At 72.9% G+C, this 16366-nt stretch carries 13 protein-coding genes; 10 read left to right on the forward strand and 3 right to left on the reverse strand.

Features of this window, described 5'->3' with window-relative positions; translation table 11 throughout:
- Positions 1 to 84 precede the first annotated feature (84 nt).
- Complete coding sequence (locus tag ACH4DZ_RS19970) at positions 85 to 897, reverse strand: SDR family oxidoreductase (RefSeq protein ID WP_398288515.1); 813 nt, start codon at positions 895 to 897, stop codon at positions 85 to 87.
- Between the two features lie 104 nt (positions 898 to 1001).
- On the reverse strand, positions 1002 to 1208 hold the full coding sequence (locus ACH4DZ_RS19975) for a hypothetical protein (RefSeq protein WP_398288516.1): 207 nt from the start codon (positions 1206 to 1208) through the stop codon (positions 1002 to 1004).
- A gap of 160 nt (positions 1209 to 1368) precedes the next feature.
- On the opposite strand from ACH4DZ_RS19975, the gene ACH4DZ_RS19980 reads away from it, so the two are divergent.
- Both ACH4DZ_RS19980 and ACH4DZ_RS19985 read left to right on the forward strand, forming a co-directional pair.
- On the forward strand, positions 1369 to 2643 hold the full coding sequence (locus tag ACH4DZ_RS19980; protein ID WP_398288517.1) for a sensor histidine kinase: 1275 nt from the start codon (positions 1369 to 1371) through the stop codon (positions 2641 to 2643).
- A 19-nt stretch (positions 2644 to 2662) separates the two neighbouring features.
- Positions 2663 to 3334: a response regulator gene (locus ACH4DZ_RS19985; RefSeq protein ID WP_398288518.1), complete on the forward strand. Its 672-nt coding sequence runs from the start codon at positions 2663 to 2665 to the stop codon at positions 3332 to 3334.
- A gap of 239 nt (positions 3335 to 3573) precedes the next feature.
- Here ACH4DZ_RS19985 and ACH4DZ_RS19990 read toward each other — a convergent pair whose 3' ends face one another.
- Positions 3574 to 4587, reverse strand: coding sequence for a Gfo/Idh/MocA family oxidoreductase (locus ACH4DZ_RS19990; protein WP_398288519.1), 1014 nt, complete (start codon positions 4585 to 4587; stop codon positions 3574 to 3576).
- Positions 4588 to 4704: 117 nt separating this feature from the next.
- On the opposite strand from ACH4DZ_RS19990, the gene ACH4DZ_RS19995 reads away from it, so the two are divergent.
- From ACH4DZ_RS19995 to ACH4DZ_RS20030, 8 genes are all read left to right on the forward strand, one after another.
- The gene (locus tag ACH4DZ_RS19995) at positions 4705 to 5454 is read left to right on the forward strand and encodes a GntR family transcriptional regulator (protein ID WP_398288746.1); all 750 of its coding nucleotides are present in this window, start codon (positions 4705 to 4707) and stop codon (positions 5452 to 5454) included.
- Positions 5455 to 5630: 176 nt separating this feature from the next.
- Complete coding sequence (locus tag ACH4DZ_RS20000) at positions 5631 to 6635, forward strand: sugar ABC transporter substrate-binding protein (RefSeq protein ID WP_398288520.1); 1005 nt, start codon at positions 5631 to 5633, stop codon at positions 6633 to 6635.
- On the forward strand, positions 6632 to 7669 hold the full coding sequence (locus tag ACH4DZ_RS20005) for an ABC transporter permease (RefSeq protein WP_398288522.1): 1038 nt from the start codon (positions 6632 to 6634) through the stop codon (positions 7667 to 7669). Before ACH4DZ_RS20000 ends, ACH4DZ_RS20005 begins: the two co-directional genes overlap by 4 nt.
- Entirely contained in the window at positions 7666 to 8496 is an 831-nt protein-coding gene (locus ACH4DZ_RS20010) for an ATP-binding cassette domain-containing protein (RefSeq protein ID WP_398288523.1), read from the forward strand. Before ACH4DZ_RS20005 ends, ACH4DZ_RS20010 begins: the two co-directional genes overlap by 4 nt.
- Before the next feature lie 205 nt (positions 8497 to 8701).
- The gene (locus ACH4DZ_RS20015) at positions 8702 to 9886 is read left to right on the forward strand and encodes an ROK family glucokinase (RefSeq protein ID WP_398288524.1); all 1185 of its coding nucleotides are present in this window, start codon (positions 8702 to 8704) and stop codon (positions 9884 to 9886) included.
- The gene (locus ACH4DZ_RS20020; RefSeq protein WP_398288525.1) at positions 9883 to 10464 is read left to right on the forward strand and encodes a sugar kinase; all 582 of its coding nucleotides are present in this window, start codon (positions 9883 to 9885) and stop codon (positions 10462 to 10464) included. Before ACH4DZ_RS20015 ends, ACH4DZ_RS20020 begins: the two co-directional genes overlap by 4 nt.
- Positions 10465 to 10593: 129 nt before the next feature.
- Positions 10594 to 13476: a DEAD/DEAH box helicase gene (locus ACH4DZ_RS20025; RefSeq protein ID WP_398288526.1), complete on the forward strand. Its 2883-nt coding sequence runs from the start codon at positions 10594 to 10596 to the stop codon at positions 13474 to 13476.
- Positions 13477 to 14198: 722 nt separating this feature from the next.
- Positions 14199 to 16178 carry an SWIM zinc finger family protein gene (locus tag ACH4DZ_RS20030; RefSeq protein ID WP_398288527.1) on the forward strand — a complete coding sequence of 660 codons (1980 nt, stop codon included), beginning with the start codon at positions 14199 to 14201 and terminating at the stop codon, positions 16176 to 16178.
- The last annotated feature ends 188 nt before the right edge of the window (positions 16179 to 16366 follow it).

A 16366-nucleotide genomic window follows, 5' to 3' on the forward strand; every position in this document is an offset into this window, starting at 1 on the left:
CGCGTCAGGGGGTCTGGGGGCGGAGCCCCCAGGGCAGGGACGGGAACGGGTAAGGGCGGCGGGGGCGAACAACTCCCGGCCGCATCAGGCGGCATGCCCCCCGTCCACCGAGAACTCCGCCCCCGTCACATACCCGGCCTCACCCCCCGCCAGATAGGCCACCGCGGAAGCCACCTCGGCGGCCGTCCCGAACCGCCCCACCGCGGTCATCGCAGCCTGCCCCGCCGCATGGGCCCCGTCCGCCGGATTCATATCGGTGTCCACCGGCCCCGGGTGAACGATGTTCGCCGTGATCCCCCGCCCACCCAACTCCCGGGCGAGCGCCCTGGTCAGCCCGATGAGCGCGGACTTCCCGGTGGCGTACAACGTGCCCCCACCCCCCGGCACCCGCTGCGTCATGCACGACCCGATGGTGATGATCCGCCCGCCACGCCCCATCCGCCCCGCCGCCGCCTGGGAGGCGAGGAGGACACCGCGTACGTTCACGGCGAGCACCCGGTCGATGTCGGCGAGGGAGAGGCTCTCCAGCGGCCCGAGCAACCCGACGCCCGCGTTGTTCACCAGGACGTCGAGGCCGCCGAACTCCTCCGCGGCACGGTGTACGGCCCCCGCCGCCTCTCCCGCGTCGCCGGAATCCGCGCGCAGCGCGAGCGCCCGCCGCCCCAGCGCCCGGATGCGGCCCGCGACCACGTCCGCCGCGTCCTTGTCGCGCACATACGTGAACGCCACATCGGCACCCTCCGCGGCGAGCCGCACGGCGGTCGCCGCGCCGATCCCGCGGCTGCCGCCGGTCACGAGGGCCACGGTCCCGCCGAGCGTCGGCCGGGCGGTCGGCCGGGAACTCCCGCCGGTCCGAGTGGTCGTCTCCGAGGTCTGATCAGTCGTCTCTGAAGTCATGGGTCCATCCCAGCGGCCACGCTCCCTGAACGCTGGCGGCGAACGGACACGGAACTCACCGGCGCACCCCCTGTCACCCCCGTCACCGCTCGGACCAGGGCCCCTCAGCCGGACTTCTGGCTCTCGGCCGCCGCGAACAGCGCGAACGACAGCACGAGCAACGCGACACTCCCGTAGATCTCGCGGCCGTCGAGGAGGTCGAGCCTCTGTACGAGGCCCCAGCCACGCAGCCAGCCGGTGAACTCGTGCACCAGGCCGACCCCGCCCTGCAGGAGGGCGATCACACCGAGAAACTCAAGAACCTGCTTCATACGAGGATGCTCGCCCCGCGGCCACGGCGGATTCATCGGCCGCGGGTCGCGCCGCGCACGGCGGAAGTGGTGGAACGACACCCGGGATCGCGCCGAAAGTCTGAGGTGTCCCCGACTTTGGTAGCGGACCGGGCGACGGGGGCGGCACCGGCGGGCATCGATGCGTAGATTGCCGACTGTGAGTGATATCGCGCCGCTGCCGAAACCCCCGAACCCCCCGGTGCGCCGGTGGTTTCTGCCGTCGGCCGTCACCTCGGAGCTGGACCCGGAGAACACCGGCCGCAAGGGACGCCCCCGGCGCACCGCGCGGGACTGGGCCGTCGACTTCGCCTGTTTCCTGATCGCCGTCGGGGTGGGCCTGCTCGGCGCGGACCAGACGGACGGCGACCCGAACATCCCGTACGCGGTGGAGGTCGTCGACCAGGTGCTCGGCGCGGTCGCCTGCGCGGCCGTCTGGCTCCGGCGGCGCTGGCCGGTCGGCCTCGCCGTCGCGATGGTGCCGGTCTGCTTCGTCTCCAACACCGCGGGCGGCGCGGGGCTGGTCGCCCTGTTCACACTCGCCGTGCACCGCCCCTTCAAGTACGTCGCCTGGACGGGTGGCGCGCAGCTCGCGCTGCTCCCCTTCTTCTCCTGGTGGCGCCCCGACTCCGACCTCCCGTACCTGGCAGTCGTCGGTCTCGGTGTGCTGCTGACCGGTGCGGTGGTCGGCTGGGGCATGCTCGCGCGCTCCAAGCGGCAGCTCATGCTGAGCCTGCGCGACCGGGCGCGGCGTGCCGAGACCGAGGCGGCGCTGCGCGCCGAGCAGGCCCAGCGGCTGGCCCGGGAGGCGATCGCGCGCGAGATGCACGACGTCCTCGCCCACCGGCTGACCCTGCTCAGCGTGCACGCCGGGGCGCTGGAGATCCGCCCGGACGCCCCCTGGGCCGAGGTCGCGCGGGCCGCCGGGGTGATCCGTGAGAGCGCGCACGAGGCCCTTCAGGACCTGCGCGAGATCATCGGGGTCCTCCGGGCGGCCGGGGACGACGCCGACGAGTCCGGGCGGCCGCAGCCGACGTTCGGCGCCCTGGAGGGGCTGGTCTCCGAGAGCCGTGACGCCGACATGAAGGTCACGCTCGACAACCGGGTCGTCGACGCGGCGACCGTCCCCGCCTCGGTGGGCCGCACCACGTACCGCATCGCCCAGGAGTGCCTGACCAACGCCCGGAAGCACGCCCCCGGCGCGGAGGTCACGGTCACCGTGGCCGGGGCCCCGGGCGCGGGTCTCACCATCTCCGTACGCAACCCGCCGCCGCCCGGCGACGTCCCTCATGTCCCGGGCTCCCGTCAGGGGCTCATCGGCCTCACCGAGCGGGCCGTACTCGCGGGCGGGCACCTGGAACACGGCCCCGAAGGGGACGGCGGCTTCCTGGTGCACGCGTGGCTGCCCTGGCGATGACGGTCACTACGGTGGGCCCATGAATCCGATCCGTCTCCTTCTCGTCGACGACGACCCGCTGGTCAGAGCCGGCCTCTCCTTCATGCTGGGCGGCGCCGAAGACCTGGAGATCGTGGGGGAGGCCGCCGACGGCAGCGAGGTCGAGGCCCTCGTCGACCGCACGCGCCCCGACGTCGTCCTGATGGACATCAGGATGCCGACGGTGGACGGGCTGGTCGCCACGGAACGGCTCAGGGGGCGCAAGGAGGCTCCCCAGGTCATCGTCCTCACCACCTTCCACGCCGACGAACAGGTGCTGCGGGCGCTGCGCGCGGGCGCGGCCGGCTTCGTCCTCAAGGACACCCCGCCCGCGGACATCCTGCACGCGGTGCGCCGGGTCGCGGCGGGCGATCCCGTGCTGTCGCCTGCCGTGACCCGGCAGTTGATGGAACACGCCGCGGGCGGGGCGCCCGACACGCGGCGTGCGAGTGCGCGTACGCGCGTCGCCGCGCTGAACGACCGCGAACGCGAGGTCGCCGTGGCGGTCGGGCGGGGCGGCTCGAACGCGGAGATCGCGGCCGGCCTGTTCATGAGCGTGGCCACGGTCAAGACGCACGTCTCCCGAATCCTGGCGAAACTCGACCTCAACAACCGCGTCCAGATCGCCCTGCTGACCTACGACGCGGGTCTCTTGGAGACCGACGACCGCTGACAGCGCAGTTCCCCGCGCCCCTGAAACACGAAGGCGGCGCCTGCTGACGGCATGTTCGCCGGGTGCGGCCCGGTGGGGGTCGGCCGCGCGGTTCCCCGCGCCCCTTCAGGGCGGAGGACTGGGGCGCAGCCCCGTTCTTCAGGGGCGCGGGGAACTGCGCGGCCGGCCACGACGGTGCCGCAGCCGACCACGCACCCACCCGCAGCCGGCCACGCACCCCACCCTCCGCCGACGGCCGGTCAGTCCCGTCCGCCCGGGATCTCCGACAGCCGAACCGACCGGCGCCCGCGCCGCGACAACTCACACGCCTCCGCGACCCGCAACGCGTGCAATGCCTCACGCCCGTCGCACGGATTCGCCCGCTCCCCCCGCACCACCTCGACGAACGCGTGCAGCTCCGCCTCGTACGCGGGCCCGAACCGCTCCAGGAACCCCGTCCACGGCTTGGTCGCGGCAGGCGGCCCCGCCGGTTCGGTGGAGGCGATCGGCGTACGGTCGTCGAGCCCGACCCCGATCTGGTCCAGCTCCCCGGCCAGCTCCATGCGTACGTCGTAACCGGCACCGTTCAGCCGCGTCGCCGTAGCCGTCGCGAGCGTGCCGTCGTCCAGTGTGAGGACGGCCGCCGCCGTGTCGATGTCGCCCGCCTCGCGGAACATCGCCGGCCCGGCGTCCGACCCCATCGCGTAGACCTCGGTGATCTCACGCCCGGTGACCCACCGCAGCATGTCGAAGTCGTGCACGAGCGTGTCCCGGTACAGCCCGCCGGAGAGCGGCAGATGCGCGGCCGGCGGCGGCGACTGGTCCGAGGTCATCGCGCGCACGGTGTGCAGACGGCCGAGCTGCCCCGACCGCACCACCTCCCGCGCCGCCGCGTAACCGGAGTCGAAGCGCCGCTGGAAGCCCATCTGCAGGATCGTTCCGGCGGCCTCGACCTCCGCGATGGCCGTGAGAGTACCTGTCAGGTCGAGGGCGATGGGCTTCTCGCAGAACACGGGCAGTCCGGCGCGGGCTGCCCGACCGATCAGTTCGCCGTGTGCCGAGGTGGCCGCGGTGATGACCACGGCGTCCACACCCCAGGTGAAGATCTCGTCCACGCCGGGTGCCGCGGTGGCACCTAAGCGGTCCGCGAGCCGGCGTGCTCGTGCGGGATCCGCGTCCGTGACGATGAGGGAGCCGCCCACCTCGCGGTGGCGGCTGAGGGCGGTCGCATGAAATGTACCGATACGACCCGTCCCGATGAGTCCGATGCGCATGGGACAAAGTTGAGGGCGGATCCTACACCCTGTCAACTCTTTGTCCGGACAATCGAACCTCACAACTTCCCGTCAACATGCACCGGAGCTACGCTCGGGCCCGTGCCCAAACCAGATGTGGATCCGACCGCGCCGCTCCAGCTCAGCGTCGACCGGAACAGCCCGGTCCCGCTGTACTTCCAGCTGGCCCAGCAGCTCGAAGCGGCGATCGAGCGCGGTGCCCTGACCCCGGGCAGCCTGCTGGGCAACGAGATCGAGCTCGCCGGACGTCTCGGTCTGTCCCGGCCCACGGTGCGACAGGCCATCCAGTCACTGGTGGACAAGGGCCTCCTCGTACGCCGCCGGGGTGTCGGCACCCAGGTCGTCCACAGCCAGGTCAAGCGCCCCCTGGAACTCAGCAGCCTCTATGACGACCTGGAGGCGGCCGGCCAGCGTCCGGCGACCCGCGTCCTCGTCAACACCGTCGTCCCGGCGACGGCCGAGGTGGCGGCGGCCCTGTCGGTGGCGGAGGGCAGTGAGGTGCACCGGGTGGAGCGGCTGCGGCTGGCCCACGGCGACCCGATGGCGTACCTCTGCAACCACCTGCCGCCCGGCCTGCTCGACCTCGACAGCGCGCAGCTGGAGGCCACCGGTCTGTACCGGCTGATGCGCGTCGCGGGCATCACGCTGCACAGCGCCCGCCAGTCCGTCGGCGCCCGGGCCGCCACCGCCGTGGAGGCCGAGCGCCTCGACGAGTCCGCGGGCGCCCCCTTGCTCACCATGCAGCGCACCACCTTCGACGACACGGGCCGCTCCGTCGAATTCGGCTCCCACACCTACCGCGCCTCGCGCTACTCCTTCGAGTTCCAGCTGCTCGTACGCCCCTGAGCAGGTACGACTCCACGAGCCCCGGCGCCGCCTCCGGACGGCTCCCCGCATGCCTCCCGCATGCCTCCCGCACGTGCTCACGCGACGGTGCCGACGGCCCCGCTGTCCGGAATCCTTCACTCCGTATCCGATACTTGGTTGTTCCATGTATCGGATATCAAGAAGGGCACGGCCTCGTGGCACGGTTTCGGACCTGGGTCAGCATCGCGGTGGCAGGGGCGCTGGGCGCATCCCTGGCCGGGTGCAGCAGCACCGGCGGCAAGCGCGCCGAGGACGCCCGCAAAGCGGCGTCGGCCCAGGGCGGGGGCGCGGTGAGCACGCCACGCTGGACCGTCGCGATGATCACCCACTCGGGTGACGGCGACACCTTCTGGGACATCGTCCAGAGCGGCGCCCAGCAAGCCGCCGACAAGGACAACATCAAGTTCCTGTACTCCCACGACGACGAGGGACAGCAGCAGGCGCAGCTCGTGGACGCCGCCGTGGACAAGGGCGTCGACGGCATCGTCGTCACGCTCGCCAAGCCCGACGCCATGAAGAGCGCGGTCGCGCGGGCCGTGAAGGCAGGCATCCCCGTGATCACCGTGAACTCGGGGTCCGAGAAGTCCAAGGAGTTCGGCGCGCTCACCCATGTCGGCCAGGACGAGACGATCGCCGGCGAGGCCGTCGGCGACGAGCTGAACAGGCGTGGCCGGGAAACGGCCCTCTGCGTCCTCCACGAACAGGGCAATGTCGGCCACGAGCAGCGCTGCGCGGGCGTGAAGAAGACCTTCGACGGCACCGTGCGGAACATCTATGTCGAGGGCACCGACATGTCGGCCGTCCAGTCCTCCATCGGCGCCAAGCTCCAGGCCGACCCGTCGGTCGACGCCGTCGTCACCCTCGGCGCGCCCTACGCGGACACCGCGGTCAAGGCCAAGGAGGACGCGGGCAGCAAGGCCGAGATCGACACCTTCGACCTGAACGCCAAGGTCGCCGCCTCGCTCAAGGACGGCACCCTCGGCTTCGCCGTCGACCAGCAGCCGTACCTCCAGGGGTACGAGGCCGTGGACCTGCTCTGGCTGTACCGGTACAACGCCGACACGCTCGGCGGCGGACGGCCCGTCCTCACCGGGCCGCAGATCATCACCAAGGACCAGGCCGCCGAGCTGAAGCAGTACGCGGAGCGGGGCACCCGATGACGGCGACGGCTCCCACGGCGGACGAACGGCTCATCAGGACCTCGCCACTGCGCAGGCTGCTCGGCCGCCCCGAACTCGGCTCGGTGGTCGGCGCGCTCGCCGTCTTCCTCTTCTTCGCGCTGGTCGCGGACGGTTTCGTACGGGCCGCGGGGCTCACCACCGTGCTGTACGCGGCCTCCACGATCGGCATCATGGCGGTGCCCGTCGCCCTGCTGATGATCGGCGGCGAGTTCGACCTGTCCGCGGGCGTCATGGTGACGTCGTCCGCGCTGATCTCGTCGATGTTCAGCTACCAGCTGACCGCGAACGTCTGGGTGGGCGTGGGAGTGTCGCTGCTGGTCACCCTCGCGATCGGCTTCTTCAACGGGTTCATGTTGACCCGCACCAAGCTGCCCAGCTTCATCATCACGCTCGGCACCTTCCTCATGCTGACCGGGATGAACCTCGGCTTCACCAAGCTGATCAGCGGCACCGTCTCCACGAAGTCGATCGCCGACATGGAGGGCTTCGCCTCCGCCAAGGCGCTCTTCGCGTCCGTGCTCACCGTCGGCGGCGTCGACTTCAAGGTCACCATTTTGTGGTGGCTGGGCCTGGTGGCCCTCGCCTCCTGGATCCTGCTGCGCACCCGCGTCGGCAACTGGATCTTCGCGGTCGGTGGCGGAAAGGAAGCGGCCCGCGCGGTGGGCGTGCCCGTCACCGCGACCAAAATCGGCCTCTACATGGGGGTGTCCTTCGCCGCCTGGATCGCCGGACAGCACCTGCTCTTCTCCTTCGACGCGGTCCAGTCGGGAGAGGGCGTCGGCAAGGAGCTGACGTACATCATCGCGGCCGTCATCGGCGGCTGTCTGATCACCGGCGGCTACGGTTCCGCGGTCGGCTCGGCGGTCGGCGCGCTGATCTTCGGCATGACCGACAAGGGCATCGTGTTCGCCGAGTGGAATCCCGACTGGTTCAAGTTCTTCCTGGGAGCGATGCTGCTCCTCGCGACCCTGCTGAACGCCTGGGTCCGCAAGCGCGCGGAGGCCACGGCATGACGCAGCCCGCCACGACGACGTCCGCCGGGCGCACGCCCCTGGTGGAGCTCGACGACGTCAGTAAGTACTACGGCAACATCCGCGCCCTGGAGGGCGTCTCGCTGTCGGTCCACGCGGGGGAGATCACCTGCGTCCTGGGTGACAACGGCGCCGGCAAGTCGACCCTGATCAAGATCATCGCGGGGCTCCACCAGCACGACGCGGGCACCTTCCGCATCGAGGGTGAGGACGCCCGCCCGGCGTCCCCGCGGGAGGCGCTGGACCGGGGTATCGCCACGGTCTACCAGGACCTCGCCGTGGTCCCCCTGATGCCGGTCTGGCGGAACTTCTTCCTCGGGTCCGAACCCCGCAAGGGATACGGACCCTTCAAGCGCCTGGACGTCGACCTCATGCGCCGCACGACCCACGCGGAACTCCTGCGCATGGGCATCGACCTGCGGGACGTCGACCAGCCCATCGGCACCCTCTCGGGCGGTGAGCGCCAGTGCGTGGCGATCGCCCGTGCCGTCCACTTCGGCGCCAAGGTCCTCGTCCTCGACGAGCCCACCGCGGCGCTGGGCGTCAAACAGTCCGGAGTGGTCCTCAAGTATGTGGCCGCCGCACGTGACGCGGGCCTGGGTGTTGTTCTGATCACCCACAACCCCCACCACGCGTACCTCGTAGGCAACCGCTTCGTCCTCCTCAAGCGCGGCACCATGGTCGGCAACCACACCCGAGAAGAGATCACCCTGGACGAACTGACCCGCCAAATGGCGGGCGGCAACGAACTGGACGACCTCCGCCACGAACTGGAGAGCCCGGCGCTCCAGGGCAACGGGCTGCGTTGATCTACGGCTCCGCCGTGTGGGCGTGGCCGGCCACGACGTCTTTCAGGGGCGCGGGGCTGTGTTGGTCTGCGGCTCCGCCGCGTGGGCGCGACCAGCCACGACGCGCCTGCGGCCGACGGACGGACGACGGCTGCCCGGGGCGCCCCCAGCACAGCGGGGGACGCCGCCGTGCGGCCAAACCACCACGTGCGGCAGAATCGGCGCGATGAGCACCTACCGCGACCTCGCCCTGCCCAGGGCGCTCGGCTCCGCCAGAGCCGCGGGCGCCCCCATCGGCTCCCGCCGTGCCACCGCCCTGCGCACCGTGGGCACGCGCGAGCGCCGTTCCCACCTGACGGCGCCGCGCGTCCCCACCGTCGGCATCGACATCGGCGGTACGAAGGTGATGGCGGGCGTCGTCGACGCGGACGGCAACATCCTGGAGAAGGTCCGCACCGAGACCCCCGACAAGTCCAAGAGCCCCAGGGTCGTCGAGGACACCATCCTCGAACTGGTCCTGGACCTCTCCGACCGCCACGACGTGCACGCGGTCGGCATCGGCGCGGCCGGCTGGGTCGACGCGGAGCGCAACCGGGTCCTGTTCGCCCCCCACCTCTCGTGGCGCAACGAACCCCTGCGGGACCGTCTCGCGGGCCGCCTCGCCGTCCCCGTCCTGGTGGACAACGACGCGAACGCCGCCGCCTGGGCGGAGTGGCGCTTCGGCGCGGGCCGCGGCGAGGACCACCTCGTCATGATCACCCTCGGTACCGGCATCGGCGGCGCCATCCTGGAGGACGGGCAGGTCAAGCGCGGCAAGTTCGGTGTGGCGGGCGAGTTCGGCCATATGCAGGTCGTGCCCGGCGGCCACCGCTGCCCGTGCGGCAACCGCGGCTGCTGGGAGCAGTACAGCTCCGGCAACGCCCTGGTCCGCGAGGCCCGCGAACTCGCCGCCGCCGACTCTCCGGTGGCCTACGGCATCATCGAGCACGTCAAGGGCAACATCGCCGAGATCACCGGCCCGATGATCACCGAGCTGGCCCGTGAGGGCGACGCGATGTGCATCGAGCTGCTCCAGGACATCGGCCAGTGGCTGGGCGTCGGCATCGCGAACCTCGCGGCCGCCCTCGACCCCTCCTGCTTCGTCATCGGCGGCGGTGTCAGCGCGGCCGACGACCTCCTGATCGGCCCCGCGCGCGACGCCTTCCGACGCCACCTGACCGGCCGCGGCTACCGCCCCGAGGCCCGGATCGCCCGCGCCCAGCTCGGCCCGGAGGCCGGCATGGTCGGCGCCGCGGACCTGGCCCGGCTGGTGGCCCGCCGCTTCCGGCGCGCCAACCGGCGCCGCGTCGAGCGGTACGAGCGCTACGAGCGGTACGCCGAGTCGCGCCGCGAGGCACAGGAGACGCTGTGACGGCCTCCCTGCCGCGCCAGGCCTCACCCCCGGACGAGCCGCCCCGCCCGCCCGAGGACCGGGGCCACCGCATCCGCCGCCGGGCGCTGACCCTGCTGATCATCGTGCTGCTCATCGGTGTCCCGGCCGGCTATCTGGTGATCTCCGCCAACCAGAGCCGTGACAGCGGCAAGGACAAGGAGGCGAAGTACTCGGCGACCGGGCTCACCCCCGGCTGGCCCTCCCGGGTCCAGCGCCGCCTGTACCAGGTGCCCATTCCGGGCTACTCGGCCGAGGTCGCGTACTACGAGACGAACAACTGGAAGACCAGCCGCCTCTACGTCCAGTTCCTCACCAGCGACGAGGGACTGGAGAAGTTCCTCAAGACCATCGGCACCAGCCTCGACGCCCTGGAGAAGGACGACATCGTCATCAGCGCCCGCGACCGGCGGGTCGTCGGCTGGGAGTTCACCGGCCCCGGCCCCTGGTCGGGCCTGAACCACGAGCGGAAGAACCCCACGCCCACGCACCACATCGTCGTGGACTGGGCGAAGCCCGGCCATCCCATGGTCTACGTGGTCTCCAGAACGACGCCCTGACCACGCGCCGACCACGTCCTGGCCACCCGCCCCCTCCGGCCGACGCACCGCGTTGTCAGACCCGGCCCGTAGAGTCGAAGACGATCGATCCGACCGGGGCGGGAGCAGGCGAGGGAGGTGGCCGGGAGCATGAGTGCGGGGACGCGTACGGGTACGGGTGAGGGGACGAGCACGGGGCAGACGCGTGCCGAGCCCGGCGCCGGGCCCCCGGCCGAGGTGTCCGTCCGGCTGGCCGCCGTCTTCCTTCCCGCCCCGCTGCCCCGCGGCGGACGGATGGCCTTCTGGGACCCCGACGGCGAGATCCCGGTCCCCGTGCCGGACACCGAGCTCACGGTCGTACGGCGGCACGGGACGGGTGCACGGCGGGTGTCGGTGCCCGCGCTGACCATGCCCGTCACGGAGGCCCTGCCGCTGCTGGTACGGGCCAGGCGTGACCCCGCCGCCCATCCCGCCACGGCCTGCTGGGGAGCCGCCGCCCTGCACGCGCTGCGGCTCGTCGCGCGCGGCCGGCTGCTGCCCGGTCTGACACCCGACGGGTTCGACGCGTGGCGTGCGGGCCCCCTGGACCCGGAGGACATCGCCCACCTCAGGGCGATCGCCGCGGCCCTCCCGTACGAGGGACACGCCGTCCCCCTGCCCGGCGGTGGCGCGCTCCGGCTGCCCGAGCCGGAAGCGCTGACACGAGCCTTCCTGGACGCGGTCACCGACGCCCTGCCCCGCACCCCGGCCGCCCCTTACGCAGCGGGGAGGCCCTTCGCGGCGAGCGGGGCCCAGCGGCTGCCGGGCGCCCAGGACTGGGCGGCGGAGGTCGCCGCCGGCATGGATGCCGGGGTCCGGATCTCACTGCGTCTCGACCTGTCCGCGTACGAGCTCTTCGACGACAGCGAGGGCGCGCGGCGGGCGGGCGCGGCCGTCGTCCAGGTGCACAGCCTCGCCGACCCCACCCTCGTCGTCGACGCGGCGGCCCTGTGGGCGGGCACCGCGGACGCCACGTTCGGCCCGCGCGCCCGCGTCGACGCGGCCCTGGCCGTGCGCCGCGCGGCCCGCGTCTGGCCGCCCCTGGACCGGCTGTCCGCGCAGGACGTGCCGGACGTACTTGCCCTGTCCGAGGACGAGCTGACGGACCTGCTCGGTGTGGCGGCGACCCGACTCGGCGCGGCCGGGGTCGCCGTGCACTGGCCGCGCGACCTCGCCCAGGATCTGAGCGCGGCCGCGGTCGTCCGCCCCGCGCCGGGCTCGGCCACGGACGGGACGGGTTTCTTCGAGAGCGAGGAACTGCTCCAGTTCCGCTGGCAGCTGGCCCTGGGCGGCGACCCGCTCAGCGAGGCCGAGATGGATGCCCTCGCCGAGGCGCACCGCCCGGTCGTCCGGCTGCGGGACCAGTGGGTGCTCGTCGACCCGGCCCTGGTCCGCAAGGCCCGCAAGCGCGAACTGGGCCTGCTCGACCCGGTGGACGCCCTCTCCGCGGCGCTGAGCGGCAGTGTGGAGGTCGACGGGGAGAGCGTCGAGGCGGTGCCCGTCGGAGCGCTCGCCGCGCTGCGCGACCGCCTGACGGCCGGACTGCGGCCCGCCGACCCGCCGCCCGGTCTGAAGGCGACCCTCCGCGACTACCAGCTGCGCGGGCTGGCCTGGCTCGACCTCATGACCTCGCTCGGCCTGGGCGGCTGCCTCGCCGACGACATGGGACTCGGCAAGACCATCACCGTCATCGCCCTCCATCTGAAGCGGGCGCGCACCGAGCCGACCCTCGTGATCTGCCCCGCCTCGCTGCTCGGCAACTGGCAGCGCGAGATCGAGAGGTTCGCCCCCGGCGTGCCCGTGCGCCGCTTCCACGGACCGGACCGCTCTCTGGCGGACATGGCCGGAGGCTTCGTCCTGACCACCTACGGGACGATGCGCTCGACGGCACCGCGGCTCGCCGAGCAGACCTGGGGCATGGTCGTCGCGGACGAGGCCCAGCACGTCAAGAACCCGTACTCGGCGACGGCCAAGGCCCTGCGGACCATCTCCGCACCGGCCAGGGTCGCCCTGAGCGGTACACCGGTGGAGAACAACCTCTCCGAGCTGTGGGCCCTGCTCGACTGGACGACCCCGGGGCTCCTCGGCCCGCTGAAGTCCTTCCGCGCCCGGCACGCGCGCGCCGTGGAGAACGGCGAGGACGAGGAGGCCGTGGCCCGCCTCGCCCGGCTGATCCGGCCCTTCCTCCTCCGGCGCAAGAAGTCCGACCCGGGCATCGTCCCCGAACTCCCTCCCAAGACGGAGACGGACCACCCCGTCCCCCTCAGCCGCGAACAGGCCTCCCTGTACGAGGCCGTGGTCCGCGAGTCGATGCTCGCCATCGAGACCACGCAGGGCATCGCCAGGCGGGGCCTCGTCCTCAAGCTCCTCACCGCGCTCAAACAGATCTGCGACCACCCGGCGCTCTACCTGAAGGAGGAGCCGGACGGACTCCCCAGCGGCTCGGGAACGGCTCGCCAGGCCGCCCGTTCCGGCAAGCTGGCCCTGCTCGACGAGCTGCTGGACACGCTGCTCGCCGAGGACGGCTCGGCCCTCGTCTTCACCCAGTACGTGGGGATGGCCCGGCTGATCACCAACCACCTCACGGCGCGCGCGGTCCCCGTCGAACTGCTCCACGGGGGCACGCCGGTGCCGGAGCGCGAGAACATGGTGGACCGGTTCCAGAGCGGGGCGACGCCGATCCTGATCCTGTCGCTGAAGGCGGCCGGCACCGGCCTCAACCTCACGCGCGCGGGCCACGTCATCCACTTCGACCGCTGGTGGAACCCGGCCGTCGAGGAACAGGCCACCGACCGCGCCTACCGCATCGGCCAGACCCAGCCCGTCCAGGTGCACCGCCTCATCACCGAGGGCACCGTCGAGGACCGCATCGCCGACATGCTCGCCTCCAAGCGGGCCCTGGCGGACGCGATCCTCGGCTCCGGCGAGGCGTCCCTGACGGAACTGACCGACCGCGACCTGTCCGACCTGGTGTCGCTCCGGAGGTCCACGTGATGTCGCCGACGGATCAGCCGGGTACGGGCGGCGACGGCACGGACGAGCGCCCGCCGGGCGCGTCCACTGGGGAAGCCCGGGCCGCGGACGACGGGACCCCTCAAGCCGACGCCCACGCCGACGCCGACGCGGTGGCCTCGGTGCACAACTCTCCCGCGGCGGCCGGTGGGACGCGACCTGCCGACGCGGCCCGACGAGCCCTGCGGGAAGCCCGCCGAGCCGAAGCGAACCCGGGCGAGTCCTTCTCGGCCGCCCAGGCCCCGGGTACGACTCCGGGGTCGAAGGCGCACCCAGCGGCTGCGGATCCGAGACGCCGAGCCGTCGAGGGGGCCGCGGCATCAGGGCCCCGCCCGGGAGATGCCGCGCGCGAGGCACTTCGGCGAGCGGTGGGCCGTACCGGCGGTGACACTGCCGCGGGGACCGAGGGCGCGGAAGGGGCCCCGGGCTCCGTAGGCGCCGAGCGGCCGGATGGGCGGGGCGCACGACCGGCCGCCGCCGATACGGCGGTGACGAGGGCTCCTGGGAGTAGCTCCGGCGAGACGCTGACGGGGGCACCCGGTACGGGCTCTGACGTGACGGCGACAGGGCTACCCGATGGGGTCTCCGGCGCGACGGTGTCGGGGCCACCCGCCGGAGTCCCGGACGCGTCGGCGACGGAACCGCCCAACGGGGGCGCCGCTGCAACAGTGACGGCGGAACCCGGAAGGAGCTCCGACTCGACGGTGACGGGTGCGCCGCCCGAGAGGGGCACCGACACGAGAGTGTCGGCCCGGCCCGGTGCGGTCTCCGGGCCCTCGGTGATCGGTCGACCCGACGAGGACTCCGGGCCGCCCGCGGCCGACCGACCCGACGCTTCCTCCGAAACCTCGCGCCCCGGCGACGTGGCCCGGGAGGCGCTGCGTGCCGCGCGCATCCAGGCGGAGCGGGAGCGAACCGCCGCGCAGGACAAGGGAGTCGGGGCGTCCCGGAAGCGGCGCGGCGGTGCCGCGGTCACCTCACCCGGCTCTCGCCCCATCCGTCCCACCAGGCCGAGCCACGAGGCGGCGGCCCAGGTCAGGGAACTGGCCGAGATGCTGGGCAACAGTCTCGACCTGTCGTCCCGGCTGGAGAGGGAAGAGCGGGCGGACGAGTCCGTCACCGGGCCGGACACCACGCGTCCGGCGACGACTCCGCTCACGAGCACGACTCCGGTCACGAGCACGAGCACGAGCACGGGCACGAGCGCCGACACAGATGCGGAAGCCGGCGTCGATGGTGCGGGTGCGGGTGCGGGTGCCGGTGCCGACGCCGAACCCGTCGGGCTCGAAACCGCCCATGCCCAGGCTGATCCCCATCCCCATCCTCATCCCCATCCCCGTCTCCATGCCCATCCCCCTGCCGAGCCCGTCGCCGGCGGCCACGCCGCACAGCGCAGTGCCCCGGCGGTCGGTCGCTCCATGGCCGCCCCCGCCCGGGACGGCGAGTTGCGGCGTACGTTCCCGCCGCCACCGGCGCGGGCGCGGCCCGAGGGCGCCGGGTTCGCCGAGACGTGGTGGGGCAACGCGTGGGTCGTCGCGCTGGAGGAGATGGCGCTCGACGCGGCACGGCTCGGACGCGGGAAGGCGTACGCGGGGGAGGGGCACGTCGACGCCGTCACGGTCACACCGGGGCTCGTGCTCGCCTATGTGCACGGGAGCCGCCCGCGGCCGTACCGCGTACAGATCCGGATGCGTACGCTCTCGGACGACGACTGGGAACGCTTCCTCGACGCCGCCGCCGAACGCCCGGCCCACATCGCCGCGTTGCTCGACAAGGAGCTGCCCCAGGCACTCGCCGACAGCGGTGTCGAACTGCTCCCCGGCCCCGGCGACCTCGTCCCGCGCTGCAGTTGCCCCGACTCCGGTCACCCCTGCAAGCACGCGGCCGCCCTCTGCTATCAGACCGCGCGGCTGCTGGACGAAGACCCGTTCGTCCTCCTCCTGCTGCGCGGCCGGGGCGAGCGCGAACTGCTGGACGAACTGTCCCGGCGCAACGCCACCCTGGCCGCCCGTTCGGCCCGCGCCGCCGAGGAACCGGCGCTGCCCGGAGTCCCGGCCAGCGAGGCGGTCGAGCGCCGCGTACGGGCGCCCCTGCCGGCCCCGCTCCCGCCGCCCGCGCATCCGCAACAGCCCCCGGCCTACCCGGCCTCGCCCGGCGGCCCCGACCCGTTCGCACTGGACCAGTTGGCCACCGACGCGGCCGCCCGCGCGCACGCCCTGCTCACCACCGGCCGCGACCCCCTCGCCGAGCTGACCCTCTGGCAGGACGCCGTCCGGCTCGCCGCCACCCGCCCGGGTTCCGGCCTCACCGCCACCACCCGCGCCCTCTACGCGGACCTGGCCACCGCCGCGCGTCGCACCCCGGGTGACCTGGCCCGCGCGGTCGCCGCGTGGCGTCAGGGCGGTCTCGAAGGGCTCGCCGTCCTCGAAGAGGCCTGGGACCCTCCGGCGGGCCGTTTCGACCGGGCCCGCCCACTCCTCCTCGCGGCCGACTTCCCCGCCTTCCGGCCCTGGCACAACCACCTCACCCACCCCCACGGCCACATACAGCTCCGCCTGGGCCACGACGGCCTCTGGTACGCGTACGAGTCGGAACCGGGCCATGACGACTGGTGGCCCCGCGGCACCCCCGACCTGGATCCGGTCGGCGCCCTCACCGGCCTCGGCTCGCCGACCGACGTCTGAGGGGCCCAACTCCCGCGATTCACCGGCGAGCCGGCGCGCGGCCTCGTACCATGGTGTCCATGATCCTCAGCCGTTGCCGCCCTGCCCCGCGGTTCATCGTGCGTACGCCGCACGGCTGTTGTTGATTTTCACCGAGCCCGTAACCGCGCTCCCGGCCGCACTCCTCTTCCCGCGGCCCACCCCCACTC

Origin of the sequence: Streptomyces sp. NPDC017991 (assembly GCF_044328075.1) — a bacterium.
Lineage (GTDB): Bacteria > Actinomycetota > Actinomycetes > Streptomycetales > Streptomycetaceae > Streptomyces.

Excerpts from the sequence above, each read along its gene's own strand:
- ACH4DZ_RS19970 (WP_398288515.1), bottom strand. The coding sequence starts at position 897 with ATGACTTCAGAGACGACTGATCAGACCTCGGAGACGACCACTCGGACC.
- ACH4DZ_RS19975 (WP_398288516.1), bottom strand. The coding sequence starts at position 1,208 with ATGAAGCAGGTTCTTGAGTTTCTCGGTGTGATCGCCCTCCTGCAGGGC.
- ACH4DZ_RS19980 (WP_398288517.1), top strand. The coding sequence starts at position 1,369 with ATGCGTAGATTGCCGACTGTGAGTGATATCGCGCCGCTGCCGAAACCC.
- ACH4DZ_RS19985 (WP_398288518.1), top strand. The coding sequence starts at position 2,663 with ATGAATCCGATCCGTCTCCTTCTCGTCGACGACGACCCGCTGGTCAGA.
- ACH4DZ_RS19990 (WP_398288519.1), bottom strand. The coding sequence starts at position 4,587 with ATGCGCATCGGACTCATCGGGACGGGTCGTATCGGTACATTTCATGCG.
- ACH4DZ_RS20005 (WP_398288522.1), top strand. The coding sequence starts at position 6,632 with ATGACGGCGACGGCTCCCACGGCGGACGAACGGCTCATCAGGACCTCG.
- ACH4DZ_RS20010 (WP_398288523.1), top strand. The coding sequence starts at position 7,666 with ATGACGCAGCCCGCCACGACGACGTCCGCCGGGCGCACGCCCCTGGTG.
- ACH4DZ_RS20015 (WP_398288524.1), top strand. The coding sequence starts at position 8,702 with ATGAGCACCTACCGCGACCTCGCCCTGCCCAGGGCGCTCGGCTCCGCC.
- ACH4DZ_RS20025 (WP_398288526.1), top strand. The coding sequence starts at position 10,594 with ATGAGTGCGGGGACGCGTACGGGTACGGGTGAGGGGACGAGCACGGGG.